The organism is Gordonia mangrovi (assembly GCF_024734075.1).
In the GTDB taxonomy this organism is placed as follows: Bacteria; Actinomycetota; Actinomycetes; order Mycobacteriales; family Mycobacteriaceae; genus Gordonia; species Gordonia mangrovi.
In genome coordinates this window covers 3,160,888-3,183,273 of record NZ_CP102850.1, presented here as the reverse complement: position 1 = coordinate 3,183,273, position 22,386 = coordinate 3,160,888, and the positions used below count along the sequence as shown (strand labels likewise).

The following is a 22,386-nucleotide window of genomic DNA, read 5'->3' as shown; positions in this document are numbered from 1 at the left end:
TCCACGACGCAAGCGATATTGCAGGTTCTACCTGCTATGCAGAACACTCGGCGCCAGAGAAGTTGGGCGTTCACTGAACGAACAGAAAGGAACACGGTGTCTTCGAAGGTATTCGACACGCCGGATGAGGCGGTCGCCGACATCGGCGCGGGCGCGACGCTCGCGGTCGGCGGATTCGGGTTGTGCGGCATTCCCGACCGACTCATCGAAGCGATCGCAGAATCGGGAGCAGCCGATCTCGAAGTCTTCTCCAACAATTGCGGAGTGGACGACCACGGCCTGGGAATCCTCCTCTCACGCGGACGGATTCGTCGGGTCACCGCATCCTACGTCGGCGAGAACAAGGAGTTCGCCCGCCAGTACCTGGCCGGTGAACTCGAGGTGGAACTCACCCCGCAGGGCACCCTCGCCGAACGACTGCGCGCGGGCGGCACCGGCGTCCCGGCGTTCTACACCCCCGCCGGCGTCGGCACCCCGATCGCCGACGGCGGGATGCCATGGCGCTACGCGGCCGACGGCTCAGTGGCCATCGCGTCACCACCCAAGGAGACCAGGCTGTTCGGGGACACCCGGTACGTCCTCGAATCGGCGATCACCGCCGACTTCGCGCTCGTACACGCCCGCGTCGGCGACACCGCGGGCAACCTCGTCTTCGAGAAGACGGCCATGAACTTCAACCCGCTGGCCGCGATGGCCGGCCGGATCACGATCGCGCAGGTCGAAGAACTCGTCGAACCCGGCACCCTCGATCCCGGAAACGTCCACCTGCCGGGCGTCTTCGTCCAGCGAGTCGTGCACACCGGCCGACAGAACAAACGAATCGAGAAGCGCACCACCAGCTCGCCTCAGGAGGGCACCCGATGAGCACCGCCACCGTCACCGGCTGGACACGGCAGCAGATGGCCGCCCGGGGTGCACGCGAGCTGACCGACGGCGAATACGTGAACCTGGGTATCGGCCTGCCGACCCTGATCCCAGGACATCTCGACGCCGGTGTCCAGGTCACGCTGCATTCGGAGAACGGCATCCTCGGCACCGGCGGATACCCGGCGGACGACGAGGTGGACCCCGACCTGATCAACGCGGGCAAGGAAACGGTCACGGTGAACGCGGGAGCCGCCTTCTTCGACTCGTCGCTCTCGTTCGGAATGATCCGCGGCGGCCACATCGACACCGCCGTCCTGGGCGGCATGCAGGTGTCGCGCACCGGCGACCTCGCCAACTGGATGGTCCCCGGTGCGATGGTCAAGGGCATGGGCGGCGCAATGGACCTCGTTCACGGCGCCCGCCGCGTCATCGTGCTGATGGAACACACCACCCGCACCGGGGAACCGAAGATCCTCGACACATGCACGTTGCCACTCACCGGAGCAGGTGTCGTCAACCGGGTGATCACCGACCTCGGGGTGATCGACGTGGTCGGCGACGGCGTCCTGACGCTGACCGAAGTCGCTCCGGGGGTCACCGTGGAACACGTGATCGCCAGTACCGGAGCCGAACTCACCGTCGCGGTGGACTGAGATGTCGGCGCGCGAGGTACGCGCCGACATCCACACAGGCTCAGCTCACGTCAACCAACCGCTCCGACGCCCAACAGCGCCGTCGACGGCTCGCTGCGTAGCGCGAACGATCTGAGGCAGGACTTCCGGCTCGATCCGCAGTGTTGTCCGGCGGGGTGGTTGTCGCCGCGCACAGCTCGCGCGCAGTCCATCGCGCACCGCAGCCATTCGGGCTCCACTACCTCACTGGAACGCTCGAGCAGTATCATCCGCTGCGCACGCGTCCGGTTGCCGAATCGTCCACAGCCCGGACTGTGTCCGGAGACCGAGCCAGGTGGAGCTAGGTGGGAGCTAGGTGGAGCTAGGTGTGGGAAAGCGACCGGTCGCCCGGTGGGGAGGTCGACATGCCGATCCCCGGCCCGACCATCGCCGCGCCTGCGATATCCGGCACGTCGTCCGTCGAGCATCCCCTGCTGCACGAGCCAGGGCGCAGCACCTCCTCTGGGTCGCGCAAAAGAACTTTGGGTCGCAAGGACCCGCGGAACGGAGTGGACCGACTGGCGGCGATGCGCCTCGGACAGCGCCGGGCCACCTTGCGCATCGCGCTGGCGAACGCCCTTGCATCCAGGTGCCCGGCGCCGGCCAAATAGGGATGGCGTCTCTGCGACGGTCAGGCCGTTCAGGTCCGTGCGACGGCCTGGCAGCAACGCGACACGCCGTGCCGTGCCGAGCGGTTGGCGAACTGAACCGGACGTTCGTCGACGCCCTGAGTGGGTGCGCCGGTGCGGTGACCGCGCGCATCCGCGGATCGGGTGCCGGGATTCGGCGGCATAGGATGGATCCTTGTGTCCCGTCGACGTACGCCCGAGCTGAGAGCGGACGGCGAAACACCGACGGGCGCTTTGGCCTCTTTGTCCAACCCGAACTATCGGCTGTACTTCGCCGGACAGTCCCTGTCGCTGACTGGCACCTGGATGCAGATGACAGCCCAGGCGTGGCTGGTTCTGACGCTCAGCGGGTCGGCCTCGGTGCTGGGTGCGATCGTCGCCCTGCAGGCTCTCCCCATCCTACTGCTCGGGCCGTACGCGGGGGTGATCGCCGACCGGGTCGACCGCCGCAGGCTGATGATCGTGCTGCAGGCGATCATGGGGGTCCTCGCCGGCATCCTGGCGATACTCACGCTCGGCGGGTGGGTGCAGATCTGGCACGTCGCCGTGCTGGCTCTTCTCGTGGGCCTCAACAACGCCTTCGAGAACCCGGCCCGCCAGGCGTTCATCCATCAGGTGGTCGGCGAGGCGCTGATCCGCAACGCCGTCACGCTGAACTCGGTGATGGTCAACGCGGCGAGAGCCGTCGGCCCCGGCGTCGCCGGGCTCGTTCTCGCAGCGGTCGGCGCCGGATGGTGCTTTGCGATCAACGCGCTCAGTTTTGTGGCGGTGGTCGTGTCCCTGGTCGCGATGAACACTGCGACCATCCAGCACGAGGAACCCATCGTCCGAGCGAGGGGCCAACTGCGCGACGGGCTGCGTTACGTCCGCGGCTCCCCTGCGCTGTGGATTCCGTTGGTGATGATGGCGCTGGTCGGCACGCTGGCCTACGAGTTCCAGGTGTCGTTGCCGGCGGCCGCGGCGGGTACGTTCGACGGTGGCCCCGAGGCTCTCGGGTTCATGACCTCGGCGATGGGGGTCGGCGCCGTTGTCGGCGGTCTGATCGTCGCCGCGCGTGGCACCACCGGCCTGCGCCCGCTGACCATCGCGGCGGCGGGGTTGGGCGTGACAATCGCGGCCACGGCGATCGCGCCCTCGCTGCCGGTCGCGATCGGTGCATTGTTCTTTGTCGGATGGCTCAGCGTGACGTTCATGTCCACGGGCAACGCGACACTGCAACTCAACGCAGACCCGCAGATGCGTGGACGGGTGATGTCGCTGTGGTCGGTGGCATTCATGGGTTCGACCCCGATCGGCGGACCCATCATCGGCGCCATCAGCGAGGTCACCGATGCCCGTGTGGGTCTCGGCGTGGGCGCCGCCTCGTGTTTTGTGGCGGCTGCGCTCGGGGCAGCGGTGTGGCGCCGCGGGAATCGACAGGGGCCGGTGCGGATGACGTCGACCGAACAATGACGCTGATGGAACTCGGATAGCCGGGTTCACGTCGCCGGCGGCCGATATCGCCGAAACCGCCCACTCCCTCGACAACCGACGCTAAGTTGATTGGATCAACTGTCCAACTCTCTGGGGAGTCGGCTGTGTCTCACCGATCGCTGCTCGTCGACGCGCATCGATCCTCGCCCGGCCACCGGGCGCTGGTGTCGTGCGCACTGTTCGCCATTGCCGTGACGCTCGCGACGATGAGCGCCGCTGCCGCGAGCGCCGCCACCCACTACTTCCCCGACATCTCGGAGAAGTCGGTCGCGAGAGCGGAATGCGGCCCCGGCGACCTGCCCGAACGCGGGCTGCAGGGCGACGTGAGCGCCGAGGACCGCAACTCGGGGCGGTCCCGGCTTGGCTACCGCTGCAACATGTCCGCGCTCGGGAAGGTGCGCGGCTCCGGTGGCGGCATAGTTTCGGCGACCTTCGATCACTGCAGCTACACCGGCAGCCTGTTTCCCGGCACCAACCTGGTGCCGCAGCCCGGCGTGCAAGTGGTCGACGTGGCCGATCCCCGCAATCCCCGGATCGTCGGCTCACTGACCGAGCCCGCGATGCGCGGGGGAACCTGGGAGACGCTGAAGGTCAACAAGAAACGCAAACTGCTGGCCGCCACGTCTGTTCCGCTGCTCTGGGGTGGCGGCTTCTTCTCGGTGTACGACATCTCCGATTGCGCGCACCCAAAACTGCTGAACCGCGGCCCGGGCACGGCAACACCGCTGCCGTTCACCTCCCATGAGGGCGGGTTCTCACCCGATGGCCGAACCTACTGGGCGTCGGGCATCTTCCCCGGCCACCTGACCGCCATCGACATCTCGAATCCTGCTGTGCCACGCGTCATCTGGCAAGGTTTGCACAGCTTCCTCGGCCATGGCTTCGGCATCACCCCCGACGGAAACCGAATGTTCCTGTCCAATGCGGCGGGCGTGACCGTTCTCGACATCAGCGACGTACAGCGTCGTGCCCCCTACCCGCAGGTCCCGCACGAGGCGGCATACCTCTGGCCGGACGGGCAGGTGAATCAGCACACCATCCCGGTGACCTACCGGGGCCGCCCGCACATCATCACCGTCGACGAACTCGGTTCCGGCGGTGTGAAATTCTTCGATGTGAGCCGGGTGAACAAGCCCGGATACGTCGCCCAGATCAAACTCGAGATCAACCTGCCCGAAAACCTCGACACCAACCTGCGGTCATCGATGGGCGGCGGTGTCTTCAGCAGCAACCCGCACTACTGCGCGGTCGATCGACGCGACAACCCCACCGCACTCGCGTGTTCGTGGGAGTCGTCGGGCATCCGCGTGTTCGACATCCGGAACATCAAGAAGATCAAGGAGATCGGCTACTTCAATCCGCCGGCCCAGAAGAATGCGACGGTCGTCGACCTGCCCAACTCTCCGCATGTGTTGGCGTCGGCGTCGGGCGTGCCCGCCGTCGAGTTCCTCAGCCTGGGCATGTCGATCCTGAACGGGAAGGTCCGATTCGAGGAGATGATCGGGCCGCGCACGGGCATGCTGGTCGGCGGTGACATGGCCACCGACTGGTGCTTCTCACCGCCGGAGTGGCGCGGCAATCAGATCTGGACCACCTGCGCAGACGGTGGTTTCTACGCCATGAAACTGAGTTCCCGGGTGTACACCCCGCCGCCCGACCAGGACTCATACCTCGGATGAGCTCTGCGGTACGCATTCTCGGCACCCTGGGCGTCGCCACATTGCTGGTCACGGTGGGTGTGGTGTTCGGCATGGCCTGGCAGACCCACACTGATTCCGACGCACAGCCACCGGCGCCGAGCATCGTCGATGTGGGCTTCGCCCAGGACATGTCGACACACCACGATCAGGCAATCCTGATGTGCGCGAGTCTGTCCCGTGATGCGGCCCCGCAGATTCGCGGACTCGCCGACCGCATGACGGCTGCGCAGGCCGCGGAAGCCGCCACCATGCGCGGCTGGCTGACCTGGTTCTCACTGCCCGTGACCACCGAGCACCCGATGTCCTGGATGGCCACGACCGACGGGCACTCCCACGCATCGACCGCCGACGCACCGCCGATGCCCGGCATGGCCAGCATCGACGAACTGGACCGACTGGCCGCCGCACACGGCCGCGACGCGGAGATCCTGTTCCTGCAGTTGATGATCCGACATCATCGTGGAGGGCTGGAGATGGCCCAGGCGGCATACAACGACCCTCGGTCGAGCTCGCCGACCAAGCAGCTCGCGCTCACCATGATCGGGGAGCAGGGCGACGAGATCGGCCAGATGACGCTGATGCTGCGGGAGCGTGACGCGCAGCCCCTGCCGACGTGACACCCCCGAGCCGTCAGAAGATGTCCGGCAGGTCTGTGGAGACGCGGTCGGTGAAGGTGGCGGGCCGCTTCTCCAAGAACGAGGTGACGCCCTCGGCGACGTCGGCCATGGTGCCGCGGTAATAGATCGCCTTGGAGTCGGCGCGATGGGCGTCCCACGGGCTGGGCGCGCCGGCCATCCGCCACAGCAGTTGCCTGGTCAACGCCACCGAGACCGGGGCCGTCGTCGACGTCATCTCACGCGCCGTCGCGATCGCCGTCGAGAGCACCTCGTCCTTGGGCACCACCTGCTGCACCAGCCCCCGCTCATGCGCCTCGGCGACGGGCACCATCTTGGCGCCCATCGTCCACTGCAGGGCCGTCGGCAGTCCGACCAGTTTCGGCAGGAACCACGTCGAGGCCGCCTCGGGCACCAATCCCCGTTGGGCGAAGACGAAGCCGAACTTCGCGTCGTCGGAGGCGATGCGAACGTCGGCGGGCAAGGTCATGGTCACCCCGACGCCGGCGGCCGCACCATTGACGGCCATCACCACCGGTTTGAGTGATTCGAAGATGCGCAGTGTGACCTGCCCGCCCATGTCACGGGGCACCTCACCCGGTTCCTGCTGTTCGAGTTCGAACGTGGTGGCGCCGCCACCGAGGTCGGCGCCGGCGCAGAACGCACGGCCGGTCCCGGTGATCACCACGGCCCGCACCGAGTCGTCGGCGTCGGTCTCGTCGAAAACGGCGATCAGTTCCTCCCCCATCTGGTGGGTGAAGGCGTTGAGCCGGTCGGGTCGGTTGAGGCGGATGATCGCGACATCACCGTCGCGTTCGAGGACGGTGTGCTGTTCGGCGGTCTGCTCGGTCGGAGAGGTCACCGATTCAACGTACTCGACGACCGAGCGATCGTTCGTGAAGTCTCGCGAATGGGGCCCGGCACTCCACCAGACAGCCTCCGCGGCCGGCCGTCGAGAAATTATTCTGGGCGCAGTGTCGATCTGCGCTCGTCTCGTTCGACGTAGTGATGAGGGGCATCGAACGAGCCCTGATTCCCGAGAGATGTTCACCAGAGAAAGGCAAGACCATGAAGTACATGCTGATCATGCGCTCCACCGCCGAAGCCGAAGCCGCAGCCGCCGATGTCGACTTCACCGAGATCATCAACGCGATGGGCCGCTACAACGAGGAGATGATCAACGCCGGTGTGCTGCTTGCGGGCGAGGGACTTACGGATGCGTCAGAGGGTTTCGTGGTGAGCTTTTCCGCCGACGAGGACCCCCTGGTCACCGACGGCCCCTACGGGGAGATCCACGAACTGTTCAACGGCTTCTGGATTCTGCAGGTCTCCAGCAAGGAGGAGGCCGCGCAATGGGCGAAGAAGGCACCACTCGGTCCGGGCGTGAAACTCGAGGTGCGACGCGTGAGCGATGAAACCGACTTCGAGGAGTACTCCGACAACGAGTACGTCCAAAAGGAGAAGGGGTGGCGCGAACAGCTCGGGACGGCGTGACCGATCCCGAGATCCGACGCACGATCGATGCGGTGTGGCGCATCGAGGGCAGTCGTGTTGTGGCGACACTGGCCCGCATCGTCGGCGACGTCGGCCTCGCCGAGGATCTCGCTCAGGAGGCGGTGGCCGAGGCACTCGAGAAGTGGCCGGGCGCCGGCGTTCCGCGCAACGCCGGCGCCTGGCTGACCTCAGTGGCCAAGCGGCGGGCCATCGACGGATGGCGCAGGCAGGAACGGCTCGACGAGCGCTATCAGATGATCGCCCGCGACCTCTCCGAAGTCGACGACGACGAGTGGGTGCCCGTCCGCGACGACGTGCTGAAGCTGGTGTTCGTCGCATGCCACCCAGTCCTGAAGCGGGACGCGCAGGTGGCGCTCACGCTGCGGGTGGTCGGTGGCCTGAGTTCCGAGGAACTCGCCCGGTTGTTCCTCACCTCGGTCCCGACGATCCAGCAGCGGATCGTGCGCGCCAAGAAGACGTTGTCGGCGGCGCGAGTGCCCTACGAGGTGCCCGACCCGGCGCAATGGCCGCAACGGCTCAACGGTGTGCTCGCGGTCATCTACCTCATCTTCACAGAGGGATACGCCGCCACAGCCGGCGATAGCTGGATGCGGCAGGATCTGGCGGCGGAAGCCCTGCGGTTGGGCCGGGTGCTCGCCGCACTGGTGCCGCGGGAACCGGAGGTGCACGGTCTCGTCGCGTTGATGGAACTGCAGTCGTCACGGTTCGCTGCGCGGCGCGATGCCGATGGCCGTCCAGTCCTGCTCGCCGAGCAGGATCGTCACCGGTGGGATCGTGGTCAGATCTCCCGGGGGCTCGCGGCGCTCGACCGCGTCGACACCCTCGGTCGGGGTCGCGGACCGTACTCGTTGCAGGCGGCAATCGCGGCCTGCCACTCCCGCGCCACGACGGTAGAGGACACCGACTGGCCACAGATCGTGATCCTGTACGAGGCACTCGAACAGCTCACCGGCAATCCGGTGGTCACCTTGAACAAGGTGGTCGCGGTGTCGATGGCGGCCAGCGCGCACGACGCGCTCACGGTGCTCGACGCGGAGGTCGACGTGGCGAAACTGGCCGGATCTCATCTGTTGCCGAGCGTGCGCGGTGAGTTGCTCGCGCAGTTGGGCCGGACCGAGGAGGCGCGAGCCGAACTGTGCCGGGCCCGCGAGCTGGCCACCAACGGCGCTCAACGTCGGGTGCTGGAGGACAAGATCGCGGCGTTGTGACTGGTGTTCGAACCCTGGTCGAGTAGGCCTGCAGCGCAATCCGCTGATCGAGACATCCCTGAAGGTTTGATGTCAAGCCGCGGCGGTGGTTTGGTCCTTCCATGCGGTGGCGGGGTCGTAGGGGATACCGCGGGCCAGGCAGCCATGGAGTATGCCGACGAGGCGGTTGGCGAGTTGGCGTAGCGCGGCGTTGTGGTCGACGTCTCGGGCTCGTTGTTTGCGGTAGTAGGCGCGGGCGCCGTCGTCGTGCATGAAGGCTCCGTGGGCCTGGGCCATCAGGGCGTCGACGAGTCGGTCGTTGTGGACGTAGCGGGCGGAGACGATCCGCGATTTGCCCGACTGTTTCGTGATGGGGCTGGTGCCCGCCGCGTTGCGGCGGGCTTTGCTGTTGCGGAAACGTAACGGGTCGTCCCCGAACTCGGCGAGCACCCGGGGTCCCACGGTCGGCCCCATGCCGGGCTGGCTGAGGTAGATCTCATGGTCCGGGTGCTGGGAAAAATGGGCATCGACCTCGCCGGCGAGCTCGTCGATCTGCTCGATCACCACACCCAGCACCGCCACCGAGGCGCGCACCGAGGCCGCGTAGGCGTCGGTGACCCGATCAGGTTGGCCGAGGTGCTGTCCGCGTAGGATCTGTTGTATCTCAACAGCTTTGGTGTCTTTGTTGCGGCGACCCTTGAGGAGGGGCAGGATCTGGCTTTTGGTCAGCTTCGCCGCCCGCGCCGGGGTCGGCGGGAGGTGTCAGATGTTCTGTGTAAGTCCGGTGCTCGGTAGTGAGAGGAAGATCTATGAGCATGGCGACAGACAGCGACAATCAGCACGACGAGGAGCAGCTGCCGGAGTTGGCTGAGCCTCGCTCGACCGCGGAGGTGGCGCAGGCGTTGGAGGCCTCGGGCATGATCGATGGGCTGCTGGCCCAGATCGACTCTGGTCAGATCCAGATCACCGGCGAAGGTGGCCTGATCCCGGGGCTGATCAAAGTCGCTCTCGAGCGCGGCTTGAGGGCCGAGCTGACCGATCATCTCGGCTACGAGAAGGGCGATCCGGCCGGCCGGGAGCTACCGAACGCCCGTAACGGGACGACGGCGAAAACGGTGGCGTCGGAGGTCGGGCCGGTCACGTTGAACATCCCCCGCGACCGTGACGGCTCGTTCACCCCGCGTCTGGTGCCGCGCGGATCTCGGCGGCTCGGCGGGCTCGATGACATCATCATCTCGCTGTATGCCGGCGGGATGACAGCGCGACCCAGGCGTTCGACCGTGCCTGGGACCGGTTCATCCCGTTCTTGGAGTTCCCGCCGGAACTGCGCAAGGTCATCTACACCACCAACTCGATCGAGTCGCTGAACTATCAGCTCCGCAAGATCATCAAGAACCGCGGCCACTTCCCGAACGATGCCGCGGTCCGCAAACTGCTCTGGTTGGCGATCTGCGACATCGAGGACAAACGAGCCATCGCACGGGATAAACAACGCGGCAAACGCGGCCAGGGCAGCCCACAGGCCCCCGGACGGCTCGTCGAGGGCCAAGTCGTCACCAACTGGAAACGGGCCCTCGGCCAGCTCGCCCTGGCCTACCCCGAACGCATCGAACCGCACCTGAACTGACCCGCAGCAACCGACAGAAAATCAAGGAGCGACGTTCTTACACAGACATCTTGACAAGCTCGGTCGGCGCCTTGGTCAGCAAGCCCAGGATCGGCCGGCTCGTCAATTCCAGATCCAACGCCGAACACACCAGCAGGATCGCCGGGAAGTACTCGCGCAGCGCCGCACGCACCCGCAGCATGTGGCGCGTGCGTTCCCAGATCATCGTCTGATGCGCGCGGGCCACCACCTTGACCGCGTCCGCGATCTCGGAGTCCCCACCACTTTCCCGCAACTGGTGGCGACGACTCCGCAGCATCTCGGCCAGCGCATGCGCATCACCCTTGTCGCTCTTGGCGCCCGAACTGACCACGATCTCGCGGTAGCGATGGGCCTGTTTGGGATCGACTCCAAATACCCGATACCCCGCAGCGATCAACGCGTTGACCCACGGACCGCGATCGATCTCGATACACACCAGCACCTGGTCAGGCTGATCGCCCTCGTCGAGGAAGGTCGCCGCGATCTCCCCGAACCTCTCGATCCCGGCGATCCCCTCAGGCAACCGCGCCCGCCGCAACACCTGCCCACGCTCGTCTTGAAACTCGACATCGTGGTGGTCTTCGGCCCAATCATCCCCGACGAACAACACTGCCACTGCCGGTGCCTCCTCACAGCTACCAAGCCGTCGATTGTTCAACACGGCAGCTGGCCGGAGGACCCTCGCGAACTAATGGTTCAGTGCTCACACCCCGAAACCACATCGGAGCCGGCACGACATCCCAGCAGCAATCACACCCTCTTGGCCGACCACCAGGGGCACGGTCTCGATCCAGAACTCGCCATCAACGGTTCCGTAGGCACGAGTGCTCACCCAGCAGCAGCCACCAACACCAAGTCTGACCCAAACTCACGACCAGACCCAGTAGCTCCCATTAGTAGGCCGAGCCGCTAGGCGAGGGCGTATCGAGATCGCTTGCGGCTCAAGTGGTCTCGATACGACGCTCGCCTAGCGGCTCGCGACTACTCGACCACCGGAAACAGCGACCACTCGACCACCGGGAACAACGACCACTCGACCACCGGAAACAGCGACTAAACGCCCCGAAACGACGACACCACCTTGCTTCGGAAAGCAAGGTGGTGTCGTCGTTGTGGGGTATCTGCCTCGGGCTTAGCTCGCTTCGCCCTTGCCCTCGCCGGCATTGGTCAGCTCGGCAGGGGCGTCGGGCAGCTCTCGGGGCTTCTCCGAGCCGCTGAAGACGAACCGGGCGTCTTCGCCGTCGTCCTCGCCGTCCCAGCCTTCGACGTCGACCAGTACGATCTGACCCGCGGTCAGCTCGTTGAACAGGATCTTCTCCGAGAGCTGATCCTCGATCTCACGCTGGATGGTGCGTCGCAGCGGACGGGCACCGAGCACGGGGTCGAAGCCACGCTTGGCGAGCAGCCCCTTGGCCTTGTCGGTCAGCTCGATGGCCATGTCCTTGTTCTTCAGCTGCTGCTCGACGCGGGTGATCATGAGATCGACCATCTCGATGATCTCCTGCTGCGTCAGCTGGTGGAACACGATGACGTCGTCGATACGGTTGAGGAACTCCGGCCGGAAGTGCTTCTTGAGCTCGTCGTTGACCTTGAGCTTCATCCGCTCGTAGTTCGACGTCGAGTCGTCACCGGAGGTGAAGCCCAGACCGACGGCCTTGGAGATGTCACTCGTACCGAGGTTCGAGGTGAAGATCAACACGGTGTTCTTGAAGTCGACCGTGCGTCCCTGACCGTCGGTGAGGCGGCCGTCCTCGAGGACCTGCAACAGGGTGTTGTAGATCTCCTGATGCGCCTTCTCGATCTCGTCGAACAGGACCACCGAGAACGGCTTGCGGCGCACCTTCTCGGTGAGCTGACCGCCCTCTTCGTACCCGACATAGCCGGGAGGAGCACCGAACAGCCGCGACGCGGTGAACCGGTCGTGGAACTCACCCATGTCGATCTGGATGAGCGCGTCGTCCTCACCGAACAGGAAGTTCGCCAGCGCCTTGGACAGCTCGGTCTTACCCACACCGGACGGGCCGGCGAAGATGAACGAGCCCGATGGACGCTTCGGGTCCTTCAGGCCGGCGCGGGTGCGGCGGATCGCCTTGGAGACGGCCTTGACCGCGTCCTCCTGGCCGATGATCCGCTTGTGCAGCTCCTCCTCCATCCGGAGCAGACGGGTGGTCTCCTCCTCGGTGAGCTTGAACACCGGGATGCCGGTCCAGTTGCCCAGGACCTCGGCGATCTGCTCGTCGTCGACCTCGGCCACGACGTCCATGTCACCGCTGCGCCACTGCTTCTCCCGCTCCGCGCGCTCGCCGACCAGTTGCTTCTCCTTGTCACGGAGATTGGCGGCGGCCTCGAAGTCCTGCGCGTCGATCGCGGATTCCTTCTCCTTGCGCGCCTCGGCGATCCGGTCGTCGAACTCGCGCAGGTCCGGCGGCGCCGTCATCCGGCGGATACGCATCCGCGCACCGGCCTCGTCGATCAGGTCGATCGCCTTGTCCGGCAGGAACCTGTCGTTGATGTAGCGGTCGGCCAGCGTCGCAGCCGCGGCGAGTGCGCCGTCGGTGATGGACACCCGGTGGTGGCTCTCGTAGCGGTCGCGCAGACCCTTGAGGATCTCGATGGTGTGCTCCACCGACGGCTCGCCGACCTGCACCGGCTGGAACCGGCGTTCGAGGGCGGCGTCCTTCTCGATGTACTTGCGGTACTCGTCGAGGGTGGTCGCACCGATGGTCTGCAGCTCACCGCGGGCCAGCTTCGGCTTCAGGATGCTCGCGGCGTCGATCGCACCTTCGGCGGCACCCGCCCCGACCAGCGTGTGCAGCTCGTCGATGAACAGGATGATGTCGCCGCGGGTGTTGATCTCCTTGAGCACCTTCTTGAGGCGTTCCTCGAAGTCACCGCGGTAGCGGCTGCCCGCGACCAGCGAACCGAGGTCCAGGGTGTAGAGCTGCTTGTCCTTGAGTGTCTCGGGCACCTGGCCGTTGACGATGGCCTGTGCGAGGCCCTCGACGACGGCGGTCTTGCCGACGCCGGGCTCGCCGATGAGCACCGGATTGTTCTTGGTGCGGCGGCTCAGCACCTGCATGACCCGCTCGATTTCCTTCTCGCGCCCGATGACCGGGTCGAGCTTGGCCTCGGCCGCGGCTGCGGTCAGGTTGCGACCGAACTGGTCGAGCACCAGCGAGGTCGACGGGGTGCCCTGCTCGGTGGAGCGCCCACCGGTGCCGGCCTCCTGTGGTTCCTTGCCCTGGTAACCGCTCAGCAGCTGAATCACCTGCTGACGGACCCGGTTGAGGTCGGCACCCAGCTTGACCAGCACCTGGGCGGCCACGCCCTCGCCCTCACGGATGAGGCCGAGGAGGATGTGCTCGGTACCGATGTAGTTGTGGCCGAGCTGCAGCGCCTCGCGCAGCGAGAGCTCCAGGACCTTCTTGGCCCGCGGCGTGAACGGGATGTGCCCCGACGGCGCCTGCTGACCTTGGCCGATGATCTCCTCGACCTGGCTGCGGACACCCTCCAAGGAGATCCCGAGGGACTCGAGGGCCTTGGCGGCCACGCCCTCACCCTCGTGGATGAGACCCAGGAGGATGTGCTCGGTGCCGATGTAGTTGTGGTTGAGCATCCGCGCTTCTTCTTGGGCGAGCACGACGACTCGTCGAGCGCGGTCGGTGAACCGTTCGAACATTGTTCTCCCTCACGTTGCTAGCGCCCCGGCCGTCGGTGACCACAGCGGCGTCGACTGCAGCGGTGTCATGGGTGACGACCAGCCTGCTTCCACTCTAGTGGTCGCTTCAGGTGCAGCTACAGTTAACGCCGGTCGCAGATCATTCACGAAATGGTCATGGCGGGGGTTCTGCATGTACAACCGCGCACGTCGACGGTGTGTTCCGGGCCCAGTACGCCGAGAGCGAACGTACTGCTGAAAAGCCTATTTCTGCTGCAGGGCGAGCACGTTTCCGGACGGATCGGCGAACCAGGCGAGGTCTGGCCCGTCGTCGCCGCCTCGCGCTATCCCCCGCTCGTCGTGCTCGAAGTGGTCGTATCGCAGGAACTCGACACCTCGGGCGACGAGATCATCGACCGCCTGTTCCAGGTCAGGGACGGGGATGTTGAGGACAGTGAACCCGGCCGGCCGGTGGTCGGGCTTCGGGTAGACCAGCACCGTGGTGGTGCGGTTGATGCGCACGCCCAGCACCCCCATCTCCAGGCGCAGAACCCGCATCCCGAGCACATCGCGGTAGAACGTCGCCGCGGCGTCGAGGTCGCAGACCGCGAAACTGCTGTACGCCGACGTCGGCGCGCTCATCTGCGCCTCGAGTTCGTCGGAGATCCGGACGATCTGCAGCCAGTTGCCGTCCGGGTCGGTGAGGGTGCCGAAGTAGCTGCCGCCACCTTTGTCCTCGAGCGGGCTGATCCACTCGGCGCCGCTCGCATCGATCCGGGCGGCCGTGGCGACCGGGTCGTCGACCTCCACGTTCAGGATCTGGCGGGCACCCCCGACGTTGCGGCCCGACACGTCGTCGCGCTGGTCGAACATGATGTGGAACCCGTCGAGTTCCATGATCTCGTAGCCCGGCGCATCCGGGTCGGTCTGGATCTCGGCCTCGAAGACGGCGGCATACCAGCGCGCGAGGCGCTTCGGGTCGTCGCTGGACAGGAGCATGGAGGAAATCGTCGCGGTGGCCATGTTCCATACTGACCGGCCGCGTCCGCAGAAGTCATCGGTATCCGCATCGCCAGGGCGGCGACACAGCTCAGCGCCGGGACACAGCTCAGCGTCGGAACGAGTCGATGATCCGATCGAGCACGACGAGGACCTCTGCGGTGGCGGTGTCCTTGTCATCGGCGGCGGCAACATACAACGCGGATTCATCGAGCGCCCCGATGGCGACGTGCGCGATCGGGCGCACCGGCTGGTCGTCGATCTGCCCAACCGCAATGGCGGCCTGCAGTATGCCCTCGATCAGCGCGAAGCCGAACTCCTCGCCCCGGGCCCGCCACTCGCTCCACCCCAGCACTGACGGCGCATCCACCAGCGAGATCATGTGCACCGCCGGGTCGGTCACCCGGTCCAGAAAGACCCGCACCCCGGCCTTCAGTGCAGCCAACGGATCAGCGACGGCCAGATCTCCGACCCGGTCGGCCACCTCCGTGGTGATGTCCTGTTCAACCTGGTCGTAGACCGCGGCGAACAGACCCTTCTTGTCGTCGAACTGGTGGTAGAGCGCACCGCGGGTCACACCTGCGGCCGCCACGATGGCCTGGGTGCCGACAGCGGCGTAGCCGTGTTCACCGAACAGGCTTCGCCCCGCGGCGATCAACGCCGAGCGAGTCGCCTCTGTTCGTTCCGCCTGCGTACGACGATTGACTTTCATACAGCCTGCACGTAACTTTCATACCGAGTGTTCGTAAGTGAGATATCAGCCTATGCGAGAGGCCCCACCATCATGACCACGACCTCGACAATCACGCTTCCCTCCGGCACCGTCGAATACACGACGTACGGCCCCGACAAGAGTGCGCACCCGCCGATCGTGTTCATGCACGGCGTCGCCGTCGACCATCGGCTGTGGCAGCCGGTGGCCGAGATCCTGGCGGAGCGGGGATACCGCAGCTATGCGCCGACGATGCCGCTCGGGTCGCATCACATCCCGTGGGGCCCGTCTGCGGATCGGAGTCCACGCGGTGCGGCGCGGCTGCTCCGCGAGTTCGTCGACCGACTCGGCCTGGCCGATGCCACGTTGGTGGCCAACGACACCGGTGGGGCAATCAGCCAATTCGCGCTCGATGACGACCCGGGTTTCGTCGGCGCGCTGGTGTTCACCAATTGCGATGCGTTCGACCTTTTTCCGCCACAACCATTTCAGCTGGTGTTTGCGCTACTGCGACAACGACTGCTCCTCAAGCCGCTGATGGAGACGATGCGGTGGCGCACGCTGCGGCATTCGTCGCTCGGCGTCGGTCTGCTCGTCACCGATCCCGACCCCGGCCTGACCCGGTCGGTGTTCGAACCGCTGCGCACCGACGCACGCATCCGCGACGACCTCATCGCATTCCTGCACGAGATCGATCCCGCCGACCTCGCAGCGGTCACGCCACGGATGTCGCGGGTCCAGGTGCCGGTGACCATGGTGTGGGGTACCAGCGATCGGTGCTTCACCCTCGAGCACGGCCGCCGCTTCGCGGACGTCTTCGGCGACGCGCGGTTCATCGAGGTGCCGCACGCACGCACCTTCGTCTCGCTCGATCAACCTCAGGCCGTCGCGGACGGCGTGGTCGCGGCGTCGGCTCGGTCGGACAACTGACGCGGGTGCGGTCGGCCGGCGTGAACCGAACGGACCCGCGCGACCCGGCAGCACCGGCGTTCGCCGCGTCGCCCCTCGCCCGATCAGCAGAAGAATTTCCGCGATCAGGCGTCGGGTTTGGCCGCCCGCGGACGACGATGAAGGTGTGAGCGGCGAACAACAGGGCTCGCCCGACGGCGGGGCATCCGCATTGCTGGCGGTGTACGACGATGCACTGCCGGCCGTGTACGGCTACCTGCTGCGGCGATGCGCCGATCAGCGGGTGGCCGAGGACCTCACCTCGGAGACCTTCCTCGCGGCCATGGACACCGTGCGTCGCGACCGTGCGGCGCGGCCGACGACTCCATGGCTGATCGGCGTTGCCCGGCACAAACTGGCCGACCACTGGCGGCGGATGCAACGCACGCCGGACCCGGTGGAGGAGGTGCCGGAGCGCGGTGACGACGAGTGGGACGCGCATCTGGACCGGATGGTCGCCCACCACACCCTCGCCACCCTGTCCCCGACTCATCGCGCGGTGCTGACCCTGCGCTACGTCGACGATCTGCCGGTCGGCGACTGCGCGGCACTGCTCGAGCGCACCGTCGGGGCCACCGAAGCGCTGCTCACCCGGGCCAAGCGGGCCTTCCGCGCGGCCTATCCGGATACCGACACCCGATCCGGACCCACCGGCTCGCGGAGAGGAGGTCACGCATGAGCGAGTACAACAGCACCGACCGCGGCACAAGCACACCGCCGCCGGACCCGTTCGTCGCCCTGCGGGCCGCCGACTCCCCGGGCTGGACCGACCCCGTCGCACCCGACCCCGAGTTCGCCCGACGACTCCGGGACCGACTCGAACGCGGCGCGACCCTTCCCGAAGGAGTTCTCATGAGTACCGCCACCGAATTGAACGCACCGATCCAGGCCGAGGAACCCGCCGTCGAGCGACCGGGTGCGCTCCCCTATCTTACCGTGGCAGACGGACGGGCCGCCCTCGACTGGTACGTCGCGCATCTCGGCGCACGCCTGCGCGGTGAGCCGATCATCATGGACGACGGCAGCCTCGGCCACGCGGAACTCGAGATCGGCGGGGGCGCCGTCTATCTCGCCGACGAGTTCCCCGACCTGGGCCTGCGCGGACCGCAGGCCGGACAGGTGTCGGTCAGTCTGATGCTGGCCGTCGACGACGCCGACGCTGCCGTCGCGGCCGCCGAACGTGGTGGGGCAGCGGTGACGCGCGAACCGTACGAGGGCTACGGACACCGCACCGGGACGATCGTCGATCCGTTCGGGCATCGCTGGATGATCACCGGGCCGTCGGCGGTGGGCTCGGCTGCCGACGCGAACCGCATCCGACGCGGTGACATCGTCTACATGTCGCTGCAGACGCCCGATGCTGCGCGCGCGGCCGTGTTCTACGGCGCGGTGCTGGGTTGGGAATACGATCCGCCGTCCCGACAGGTCACCAATCTCGGCCACCGCCTGGGCATCTCGGATGCCGGTGGATACGGTTCGAACACGCTCTTCTGCGTGTACGCGGTCGACGATTTCGAGACCGCGCGCGCCGCGATCCGGGCCGCGGGCGGTAGCGCGGCCGACCACGTCGATGAAGTGGGCGACGGGGCGCGAGTGCTCGACGCCGTCGACGATCAGGGCGTGGCGTTCTCGGTGCACGTCCCCGCCCCCGGGGCGACGCGGACGGATCAGCATCCCCGCGGTCACGGCGAGATGTCGTATCTGACCGTGCAGACGCCGTCGAGCGCCCGGTTCCGCGCCTTCTACGGCGCTGTGCTCGGGTGGGAGTTCCACGCCGGGCGTGTCGACGACGGCTGGGAGGTCGACGACGTGCATCCTCAGATCGGGATCGCCGGCGGCTCGGCCACGTCGATCGCGGTGCCGATGTGGAATGTCGCCGACATCGACACGGCGATAGCGCGCGTCCGCGCGGGTGGGGGCCGGGTGATCACCGAACCCGACGCGCAGCCCTACGGTGTGATGGCCTTCTGCGCCGACGATCAGGGCGCCGAGTTCTATCTGGGTCAGCTCTACTGACCGGAGATCTGCACCAAACCGACCACGATGACGACGAATCCCGCTGTCGCCACCACGGCACGGATGATGTTCCAGCGCACCCACGGTCGGGCGAACTGCGTCCAGACCACGGGTGCGTCGCCGTCCGCGACGGTTCCTGCTGCGGCGAGGCGATTGTTCAACGGCACGTTCACGACCATGGTGATCGCGACTGCAGCAACGGTCAGACCGACTCCCGCCACCAACCACCAGCGCAGCGGCTCATCCCACCAGAACACGATTCCGAGGCCCCCGAATAGCAACGGACCAAAGAAGATGACCGCGAACAGCGGATTGATGATCGCCACATTGATCCGTTGCATCACAGCGACGGAGGACAGCGGTGACGCTCGCCTCATTCCCGGCATAACCGCGTAGGCGAACGTCGCCAGCAGGCCTGCGCTCAGACCCGAGGTCACGACGGTGAGAACCAGGAGCACATCGCGCAACGCGCTCATTGCGAGACCTTTTGCGCCATATCGGTGTTCACGAAATCTGCGAAGTCACGGGCCGGACGACCCAGCACACGCTCGACATCGCCGGAGATGCGACTGTTGCGGCCGTCGAACAAGGTACCGAACAGGGCCACCAGGAGATCGATATCAGACGATGCAAGACCGTACTGCGACAACATCTGTCGATACTCCTCGAGGGTGACCTCGGCGGCGGCGAGGTCGACTCCGCGCGCTCGGCCGATCTCTGCCGCCGCTTCGGCGAAGGTCAGCAGGCGGGGCCCGGTGAGGTCGTAGGTCCGGCCGGCGTGCGGGTTCACATCCGCGGTCCGGTCGAGCAGCGCGACGACCGCGACCGCGGCGATGTCCTCGGCGTCGATGAACGGTTCGCCGACCGCACCCACCGGCAGGGTGAGTGAGCCCATGGCGATCTCGGGTGCGAACCCTCCCTCGGAGAAGTTCTGGTCGAACCAGGCACACGAGAGGACCGTGGCATCGATGGCGCTCGCGTGCACGACGCGCCCGGCCGCGTCGGCCTCGGGTTCGCCCCGACCGGCGAGCAACACCAGTCGCGTGACGCCCGCCGACTCTGCGAGTCGGACGAGTTCGGCGACGTCGTCGACGGCGCCGGGGACGATCAGGTCGGGCTGATACGAGATGTAGACCGGCCCCGCTCCGTCGAGTGCCGGGGCCCAGGTGGTGCGGTCGGTCCAGTCGAACCGGGTCGCGCTCGATCGGCTGGCGCGCCGAACATCGACACCACGGGCGTCGAGCAGGTCCGCGACTCGCCGACCGACCTTGCCGGTCGCGCCGATCACCAGGACGGGCTTGGTTGTTTCTGAAGGTGTGTGCTGAATTGTCATGCCCTCAGTTCACCCTGTCCGAGTGAGACGATCCATGGCCGTTTCGCTCAATTCCATACGCGTTCGTCTCGATGGCGTAGCATTCGAACCATGGATGCGCTGGGAAGCCTGCTCAACGGACCACGTGCACAGAGTCCGATGATGCTGCGGATGGTGATGCGATCGCCGTGGTCGATCCGGATCGAGGACACCGCACCACTCACGGTGGTCACCGTGGCCCGGGGTAGCGCCGTCCTCACCTACGACGACGGAACCACGCACACCGTGGCTCCTGGCGACGTCGCTCTCGCGCGTGGCACGCACCCGTACACGTTCGGCGAACAACCGGGCACGGACTGGGTGGCCCGGATCGACGCCCACGGCGACTGTTTCGACCCGACCGGTACCCACAGCGTGGCCGAGGACATGTGCTTCGGGGTGCGGTCGTGGGGCAACTGCAACGACGACGAGGCCGCCGACGCCATCATGTTGATCGGCACGTACGCGACCGGCGAGGTCAGTCAAGGCCTGCTGGACGCGCTCGACCGGTGCACCGTCGTACCGATGCCGGAGCATCCCCTGGTGGGCTTGATGGAGGACGAGATCGTGCGTGATTCACCCGCCCAGGAGGCCGTACTGAATCGGCTGCTCGACCTGCTGCTCATCACCGGCCTGCGCCAATCGATGGAGTCCGGCCGAATGCACGCGACACAGTGGTATCGCGCGCACTCCGATCCCGTGGTGGGACATGCTCTTCGGTTGCTACACAACGACATCGAACAGCCGTGGACGGTGGGTTCCCTGGCCGCGGCCACGGGCGTGTCGCGTGCGGTGTTGGCTCGCCGGTTCACCGACCTCGTCGGTGAGCCCCCGATGGCGTATCTGACCGCCTGGCGCATGTCGGTCGCCGCGGACCTGCTGGCCGACCGCGCGCTGTCGCTGAGTGCCGTCGCCCGTCGGGTGGGCTACGGCACCCCATTCGCCTTCAGCGCCGCGTTCAAACGTCACCGCGGGATGAGCCCGGCGGCGTTCCGCGCTGCACGGCCGCGCGACGGCAGCGAACCGTCGGCGCGTGCCACATGATTCACTGATGGCCATGCCCGCCCGCTCCACGATGTCCGGTCTCGCACGGCGCCTACCCTTCGGCATGGGCACGGTCACCCTGATCCTCGTCGTCGCGATGGTCGCGGTGGTCGGCGCGGTACTGGCGATCGGCACCCCGGACGACACACACGAGGAGTACTCTGCCGGACGGCTTCGTGGCTACGAGCGCGAACCCGACGTGGCCTGGACACACTCCGACGACACCCTCCCGGGCTACGGCGCGGGCAGGCGCATCGAGGTCGCCGACACCTGGCAGGACCAGTGGCTGCTCAGCTACCCGTCCGGGATCGGACGCGCCTTCCTCCTGGTGCACAGGGCCTCGGGCACCCCCGCCTGGGACCGCCCGATCCTCGCCGGACTCGGCGACTGCGCCTTCGACCGATTCGGGCAGCTGGGGTGCGCGATCAAACTCGGCGACCTCCCCAACGGCTTCTACGTCATCGACGAGCAAGGCAACGCCGGCGCACCCGCGCCGCTCGACGACACCCAGCAGGTGGTCGGGGTGGGCACGAACTATCTGCGTATCGACCAGGCCGGCTATCACGTCACCCTGCGCACACCTGCCGGGCGGGAGATCTGGTCGCGCACCTTCGCCGCGGCGGCCACGGCCGATGTGCGACCGGACGGCACATTGCTGGTGTCCACCGCCGACGGCGGGAGGTTCATCCTCGACCCGGCGACCGGCGCCGACCGGCTGTCCTGCACGCAGTGCACCATCACGACCTATCCGACCGGAATCACCGTGCAGTACAACACGACCGCGGAGCAACGCGTGGAGACCTACGCCGTCGACGGTGACGTCCTGCGCACCCCGGCCACCTCGGTGTCCGACGGGCTGCGCGTCGTCGGCGGGCCGTCGGTCCTGCCGGTGCTCACCGGCACCGGCGACAGCCAAGTTCAGATGCCGCAGGGACGCTACGAGATCCGCGATCCCGCACAAGCTGATGCACTGTGGCAGATCACTGATCCCGAGTTGTCGAAGGCCAACACCAAACCCTGCGGGACCGAAGTGGCCTTCGCACTCAAGGATCGCTCACGCATCTTCTACCGCCTCGCCGATGGCGGCCGGGTCGGCGCCATGGCATCGCCCAGTTTCGAAACGCCCGGCGAGAACATCGACAATCTCGACTGCATCGGCTCTGCAGGAGCGATTCTCGTGTTCGCCAATGCCGATCAGGTGACCGCGGTCGACGCCGAGTCCGGTGAAGTCGCCTGGACCCGTTCGGTCATCGGCACCACCGAGGCCGTCGACGGATACCTCGTGCTGCACCAGGGTTCCACCCTGTCGGTGCTGCGGCCGAACTGATCCCTCTCCCCCGGAACGGTGTGTCAC

Annotated in this window: 18 protein-coding genes and 3 pseudogenes; 13 read left to right on the top strand and 8 right to left on the bottom strand. The window is 66.7% G+C overall.

Going from position 1 to position 22,386, the window contains the following annotated elements; all coding sequences use genetic code 11:
* Positions 1-96 precede the first annotated feature (96 nt).
* The 5 genes from NWF22_RS14415 (at position 97) to NWF22_RS14395 (ending at position 5,957) form a co-directional block, all read left to right on the top strand.
* Positions 97-864, top strand: coding sequence for a CoA transferase subunit A (locus NWF22_RS14415; protein WP_258321152.1), 768 nt, complete (start codon positions 97-99; stop codon positions 862-864).
* Positions 861-1,520 (top strand): 3-oxoacid CoA-transferase subunit B, encoded by a 660-nt coding sequence (locus NWF22_RS14410; RefSeq protein WP_160903694.1) that lies wholly within the window; start codon positions 861-863, stop codon positions 1,518-1,520. The genes NWF22_RS14415 and NWF22_RS14410 overlap by 4 nt, the downstream gene beginning before the upstream one ends.
* Before the next feature lie 824 nt (positions 1,521-2,344).
* On the top strand, positions 2,345-3,619 hold the full coding sequence (locus NWF22_RS14405) for an MFS transporter (protein WP_373691905.1): 1,275 nt from the start codon (positions 2,345-2,347) through the stop codon (positions 3,617-3,619).
* A gap of 227 nt (positions 3,620-3,846) precedes the next feature.
* The gene (locus tag NWF22_RS14400; protein ID WP_160903752.1) at positions 3,847-5,319 is read left to right on the top strand and encodes an LVIVD repeat-containing protein; all 1,473 of its coding nucleotides are present in this window, start codon (positions 3,847-3,849) and stop codon (positions 5,317-5,319) included.
* Positions 5,316-5,957 (top strand): DUF305 domain-containing protein, encoded by a 642-nt coding sequence (locus tag NWF22_RS14395; RefSeq protein WP_160903695.1) that lies wholly within the window; start codon positions 5,316-5,318, stop codon positions 5,955-5,957. The genes NWF22_RS14400 and NWF22_RS14395 overlap by 4 nt, the downstream gene beginning before the upstream one ends.
* 13 nt (positions 5,958-5,970) lie before the next feature.
* Here the strand turns inward: NWF22_RS14395 and NWF22_RS14390 are convergent, their stop codons facing one another.
* A complete protein-coding gene (locus NWF22_RS14390; protein ID WP_160903696.1) occupies positions 5,971-6,816 on the bottom strand; it encodes an enoyl-CoA hydratase-related protein in 846 nt (281 codons plus the stop codon).
* Between the two features lie 206 nt (positions 6,817-7,022).
* Between NWF22_RS14390 and NWF22_RS14385 the strand changes: the two genes are divergently transcribed.
* The gene (locus NWF22_RS14385; RefSeq protein WP_160903697.1) at positions 7,023-7,448 is read left to right on the top strand and encodes a YciI family protein; all 426 of its coding nucleotides are present in this window, start codon (positions 7,023-7,025) and stop codon (positions 7,446-7,448) included.
* Positions 7,421-8,677, top strand: a complete 1,257-nt coding sequence (locus NWF22_RS14380; RefSeq protein WP_258321151.1) for an RNA polymerase sigma factor — start codon at positions 7,421-7,423, stop codon at positions 8,675-8,677. Before NWF22_RS14385 ends, NWF22_RS14380 begins: the two co-directional genes overlap by 28 nt.
* Before the next feature lie 72 nt (positions 8,678-8,749).
* Here the strand turns inward: NWF22_RS14380 and NWF22_RS14375 are convergent.
* Positions 8,750-9,409, bottom strand: a pseudogene (locus tag NWF22_RS14375) (transposase); the annotation flags it as partial.
* Between the two features lie 56 nt (positions 9,410-9,465).
* On the opposite strand from NWF22_RS14375, the pseudogene NWF22_RS14370 reads away from it, so the two are divergent.
* Positions 9,466-10,283, top strand: a pseudogene (locus tag NWF22_RS14370) (transposase).
* Positions 10,284-10,344: 61 nt separating this feature from the next.
* Here the strand turns inward: NWF22_RS14370 and NWF22_RS14365 are convergent.
* The 4 genes and pseudogenes from NWF22_RS14365 to NWF22_RS14350 form a co-directional block, all read right to left on the bottom strand.
* Positions 10,345-10,920: pseudogene (locus NWF22_RS14365) on the bottom strand (IS110 family transposase); the annotation flags it as partial.
* Between the two features lie 516 nt (positions 10,921-11,436).
* The gene (locus NWF22_RS14360; protein ID WP_160904185.1) at positions 11,437-13,983 is read right to left on the bottom strand and encodes an ATP-dependent Clp protease ATP-binding subunit; all 2,547 of its coding nucleotides are present in this window, start codon (positions 13,981-13,983) and stop codon (positions 11,437-11,439) included.
* Between the two features lie 243 nt (positions 13,984-14,226).
* A complete protein-coding gene (locus NWF22_RS14355; RefSeq protein ID WP_160904184.1) occupies positions 14,227-14,985 on the bottom strand; it encodes a VOC family protein in 759 nt (252 codons plus the stop codon).
* Positions 14,986-15,070: 85 nt separating this feature from the next.
* Positions 15,071-15,673: a TetR/AcrR family transcriptional regulator gene (locus NWF22_RS14350; protein ID WP_160904183.1), complete on the bottom strand. Its 603-nt coding sequence runs from the start codon at positions 15,671-15,673 to the stop codon at positions 15,071-15,073.
* A gap of 72 nt (positions 15,674-15,745) precedes the next feature.
* Between NWF22_RS14350 and NWF22_RS14345 the strand changes: the two genes are divergently transcribed.
* From NWF22_RS14345 to NWF22_RS14335, 3 genes are all read left to right on the top strand, one after another.
* The gene (locus NWF22_RS14345) at positions 15,746-16,603 is read left to right on the top strand and encodes an alpha/beta fold hydrolase (protein ID WP_160904182.1); all 858 of its coding nucleotides are present in this window, start codon (positions 15,746-15,748) and stop codon (positions 16,601-16,603) included.
* 145 nt (positions 16,604-16,748) lie between these two features.
* On the top strand, positions 16,749-17,300 hold the full coding sequence (locus NWF22_RS14340; RefSeq protein WP_160904181.1) for an RNA polymerase sigma factor: 552 nt from the start codon (positions 16,749-16,751) through the stop codon (positions 17,298-17,300).
* Entirely contained in the window at positions 17,297-18,637 is a 1,341-nt protein-coding gene (locus NWF22_RS14335) for a VOC family protein (RefSeq protein ID WP_160904180.1), read from the top strand. The genes NWF22_RS14340 and NWF22_RS14335 overlap by 4 nt, the downstream gene beginning before the upstream one ends.
* Here NWF22_RS14335 and NWF22_RS14330 read toward each other — a convergent pair.
* A complete protein-coding gene (locus NWF22_RS14330) occupies positions 18,631-19,113 on the bottom strand; it encodes an anthrone oxygenase family protein (protein ID WP_160904179.1) in 483 nt (160 codons plus the stop codon). The two genes, NWF22_RS14335 and NWF22_RS14330, sit on opposite strands and share 7 nt — an antisense overlap.
* On the bottom strand, positions 19,110-19,970 hold the full coding sequence (locus NWF22_RS14325; RefSeq protein WP_160904178.1) for an NAD-dependent epimerase/dehydratase family protein: 861 nt from the start codon (positions 19,968-19,970) through the stop codon (positions 19,110-19,112). Before NWF22_RS14325 ends, NWF22_RS14330 begins: the two co-directional genes overlap by 4 nt.
* Before the next feature lie 90 nt (positions 19,971-20,060).
* On the opposite strand from NWF22_RS14325, the gene NWF22_RS14320 reads away from it, so the two are divergent.
* A complete protein-coding gene (locus NWF22_RS14320; RefSeq protein WP_160904177.1) occupies positions 20,061-21,032 on the top strand; it encodes an AraC family transcriptional regulator in 972 nt (323 codons plus the stop codon).
* 7 nt (positions 21,033-21,039) lie between these two features.
* On the top strand, positions 21,040-22,359 hold the full coding sequence (locus NWF22_RS14315) for a PQQ-binding-like beta-propeller repeat protein (protein ID WP_309249710.1): 1,320 nt from the start codon (positions 21,040-21,042) through the stop codon (positions 22,357-22,359).
* The last annotated feature ends 27 nt before the right edge of the window (positions 22,360-22,386 follow it).

Coding starts and splice junctions, on each gene's coding strand:
- NWF22_RS14410 (WP_160903694.1), top strand. CDS start 861: ATGAGCACCGCCACCGTCACCGGCTGGACACGGCAGCAGATGGCCGCC.
- NWF22_RS14400 (WP_160903752.1), top strand. CDS start 3,847: ATGAGCGCCGCTGCCGCGAGCGCCGCCACCCACTACTTCCCCGACATC.
- NWF22_RS14395 (WP_160903695.1), top strand. CDS start 5,316: ATGAGCTCTGCGGTACGCATTCTCGGCACCCTGGGCGTCGCCACATTG.
- NWF22_RS14385 (WP_160903697.1), top strand. CDS start 7,023: ATGAAGTACATGCTGATCATGCGCTCCACCGCCGAAGCCGAAGCCGCA.
- NWF22_RS14360 (WP_160904185.1), bottom strand. CDS start 13,983: ATGTTCGAACGGTTCACCGACCGCGCTCGACGAGTCGTCGTGCTCGCC.
- NWF22_RS14355 (WP_160904184.1), bottom strand. CDS start 14,985: ATGGCCACCGCGACGATTTCCTCCATGCTCCTGTCCAGCGACGACCCG.
- NWF22_RS14350 (WP_160904183.1), bottom strand. CDS start 15,673: ATGAAAGTCAATCGTCGTACGCAGGCGGAACGAACAGAGGCGACTCGC.
- NWF22_RS14345 (WP_160904182.1), top strand. CDS start 15,746: ATGACCACGACCTCGACAATCACGCTTCCCTCCGGCACCGTCGAATAC.
- NWF22_RS14335 (WP_160904180.1), top strand. CDS start 17,297: ATGAGCGAGTACAACAGCACCGACCGCGGCACAAGCACACCGCCGCCG.
- NWF22_RS14330 (WP_160904179.1), bottom strand. CDS start 19,113: ATGAGCGCGTTGCGCGATGTGCTCCTGGTTCTCACCGTCGTGACCTCG.
- NWF22_RS14325 (WP_160904178.1), bottom strand. CDS start 19,970: ATGACAATTCAGCACACACCTTCAGAAACAACCAAGCCCGTCCTGGTG.
- NWF22_RS14320 (WP_160904177.1), top strand. CDS start 20,061: ATGGATGCGCTGGGAAGCCTGCTCAACGGACCACGTGCACAGAGTCCG.
- NWF22_RS14315 (WP_309249710.1), top strand. CDS start 21,040: ATGGCCATGCCCGCCCGCTCCACGATGTCCGGTCTCGCACGGCGCCTA.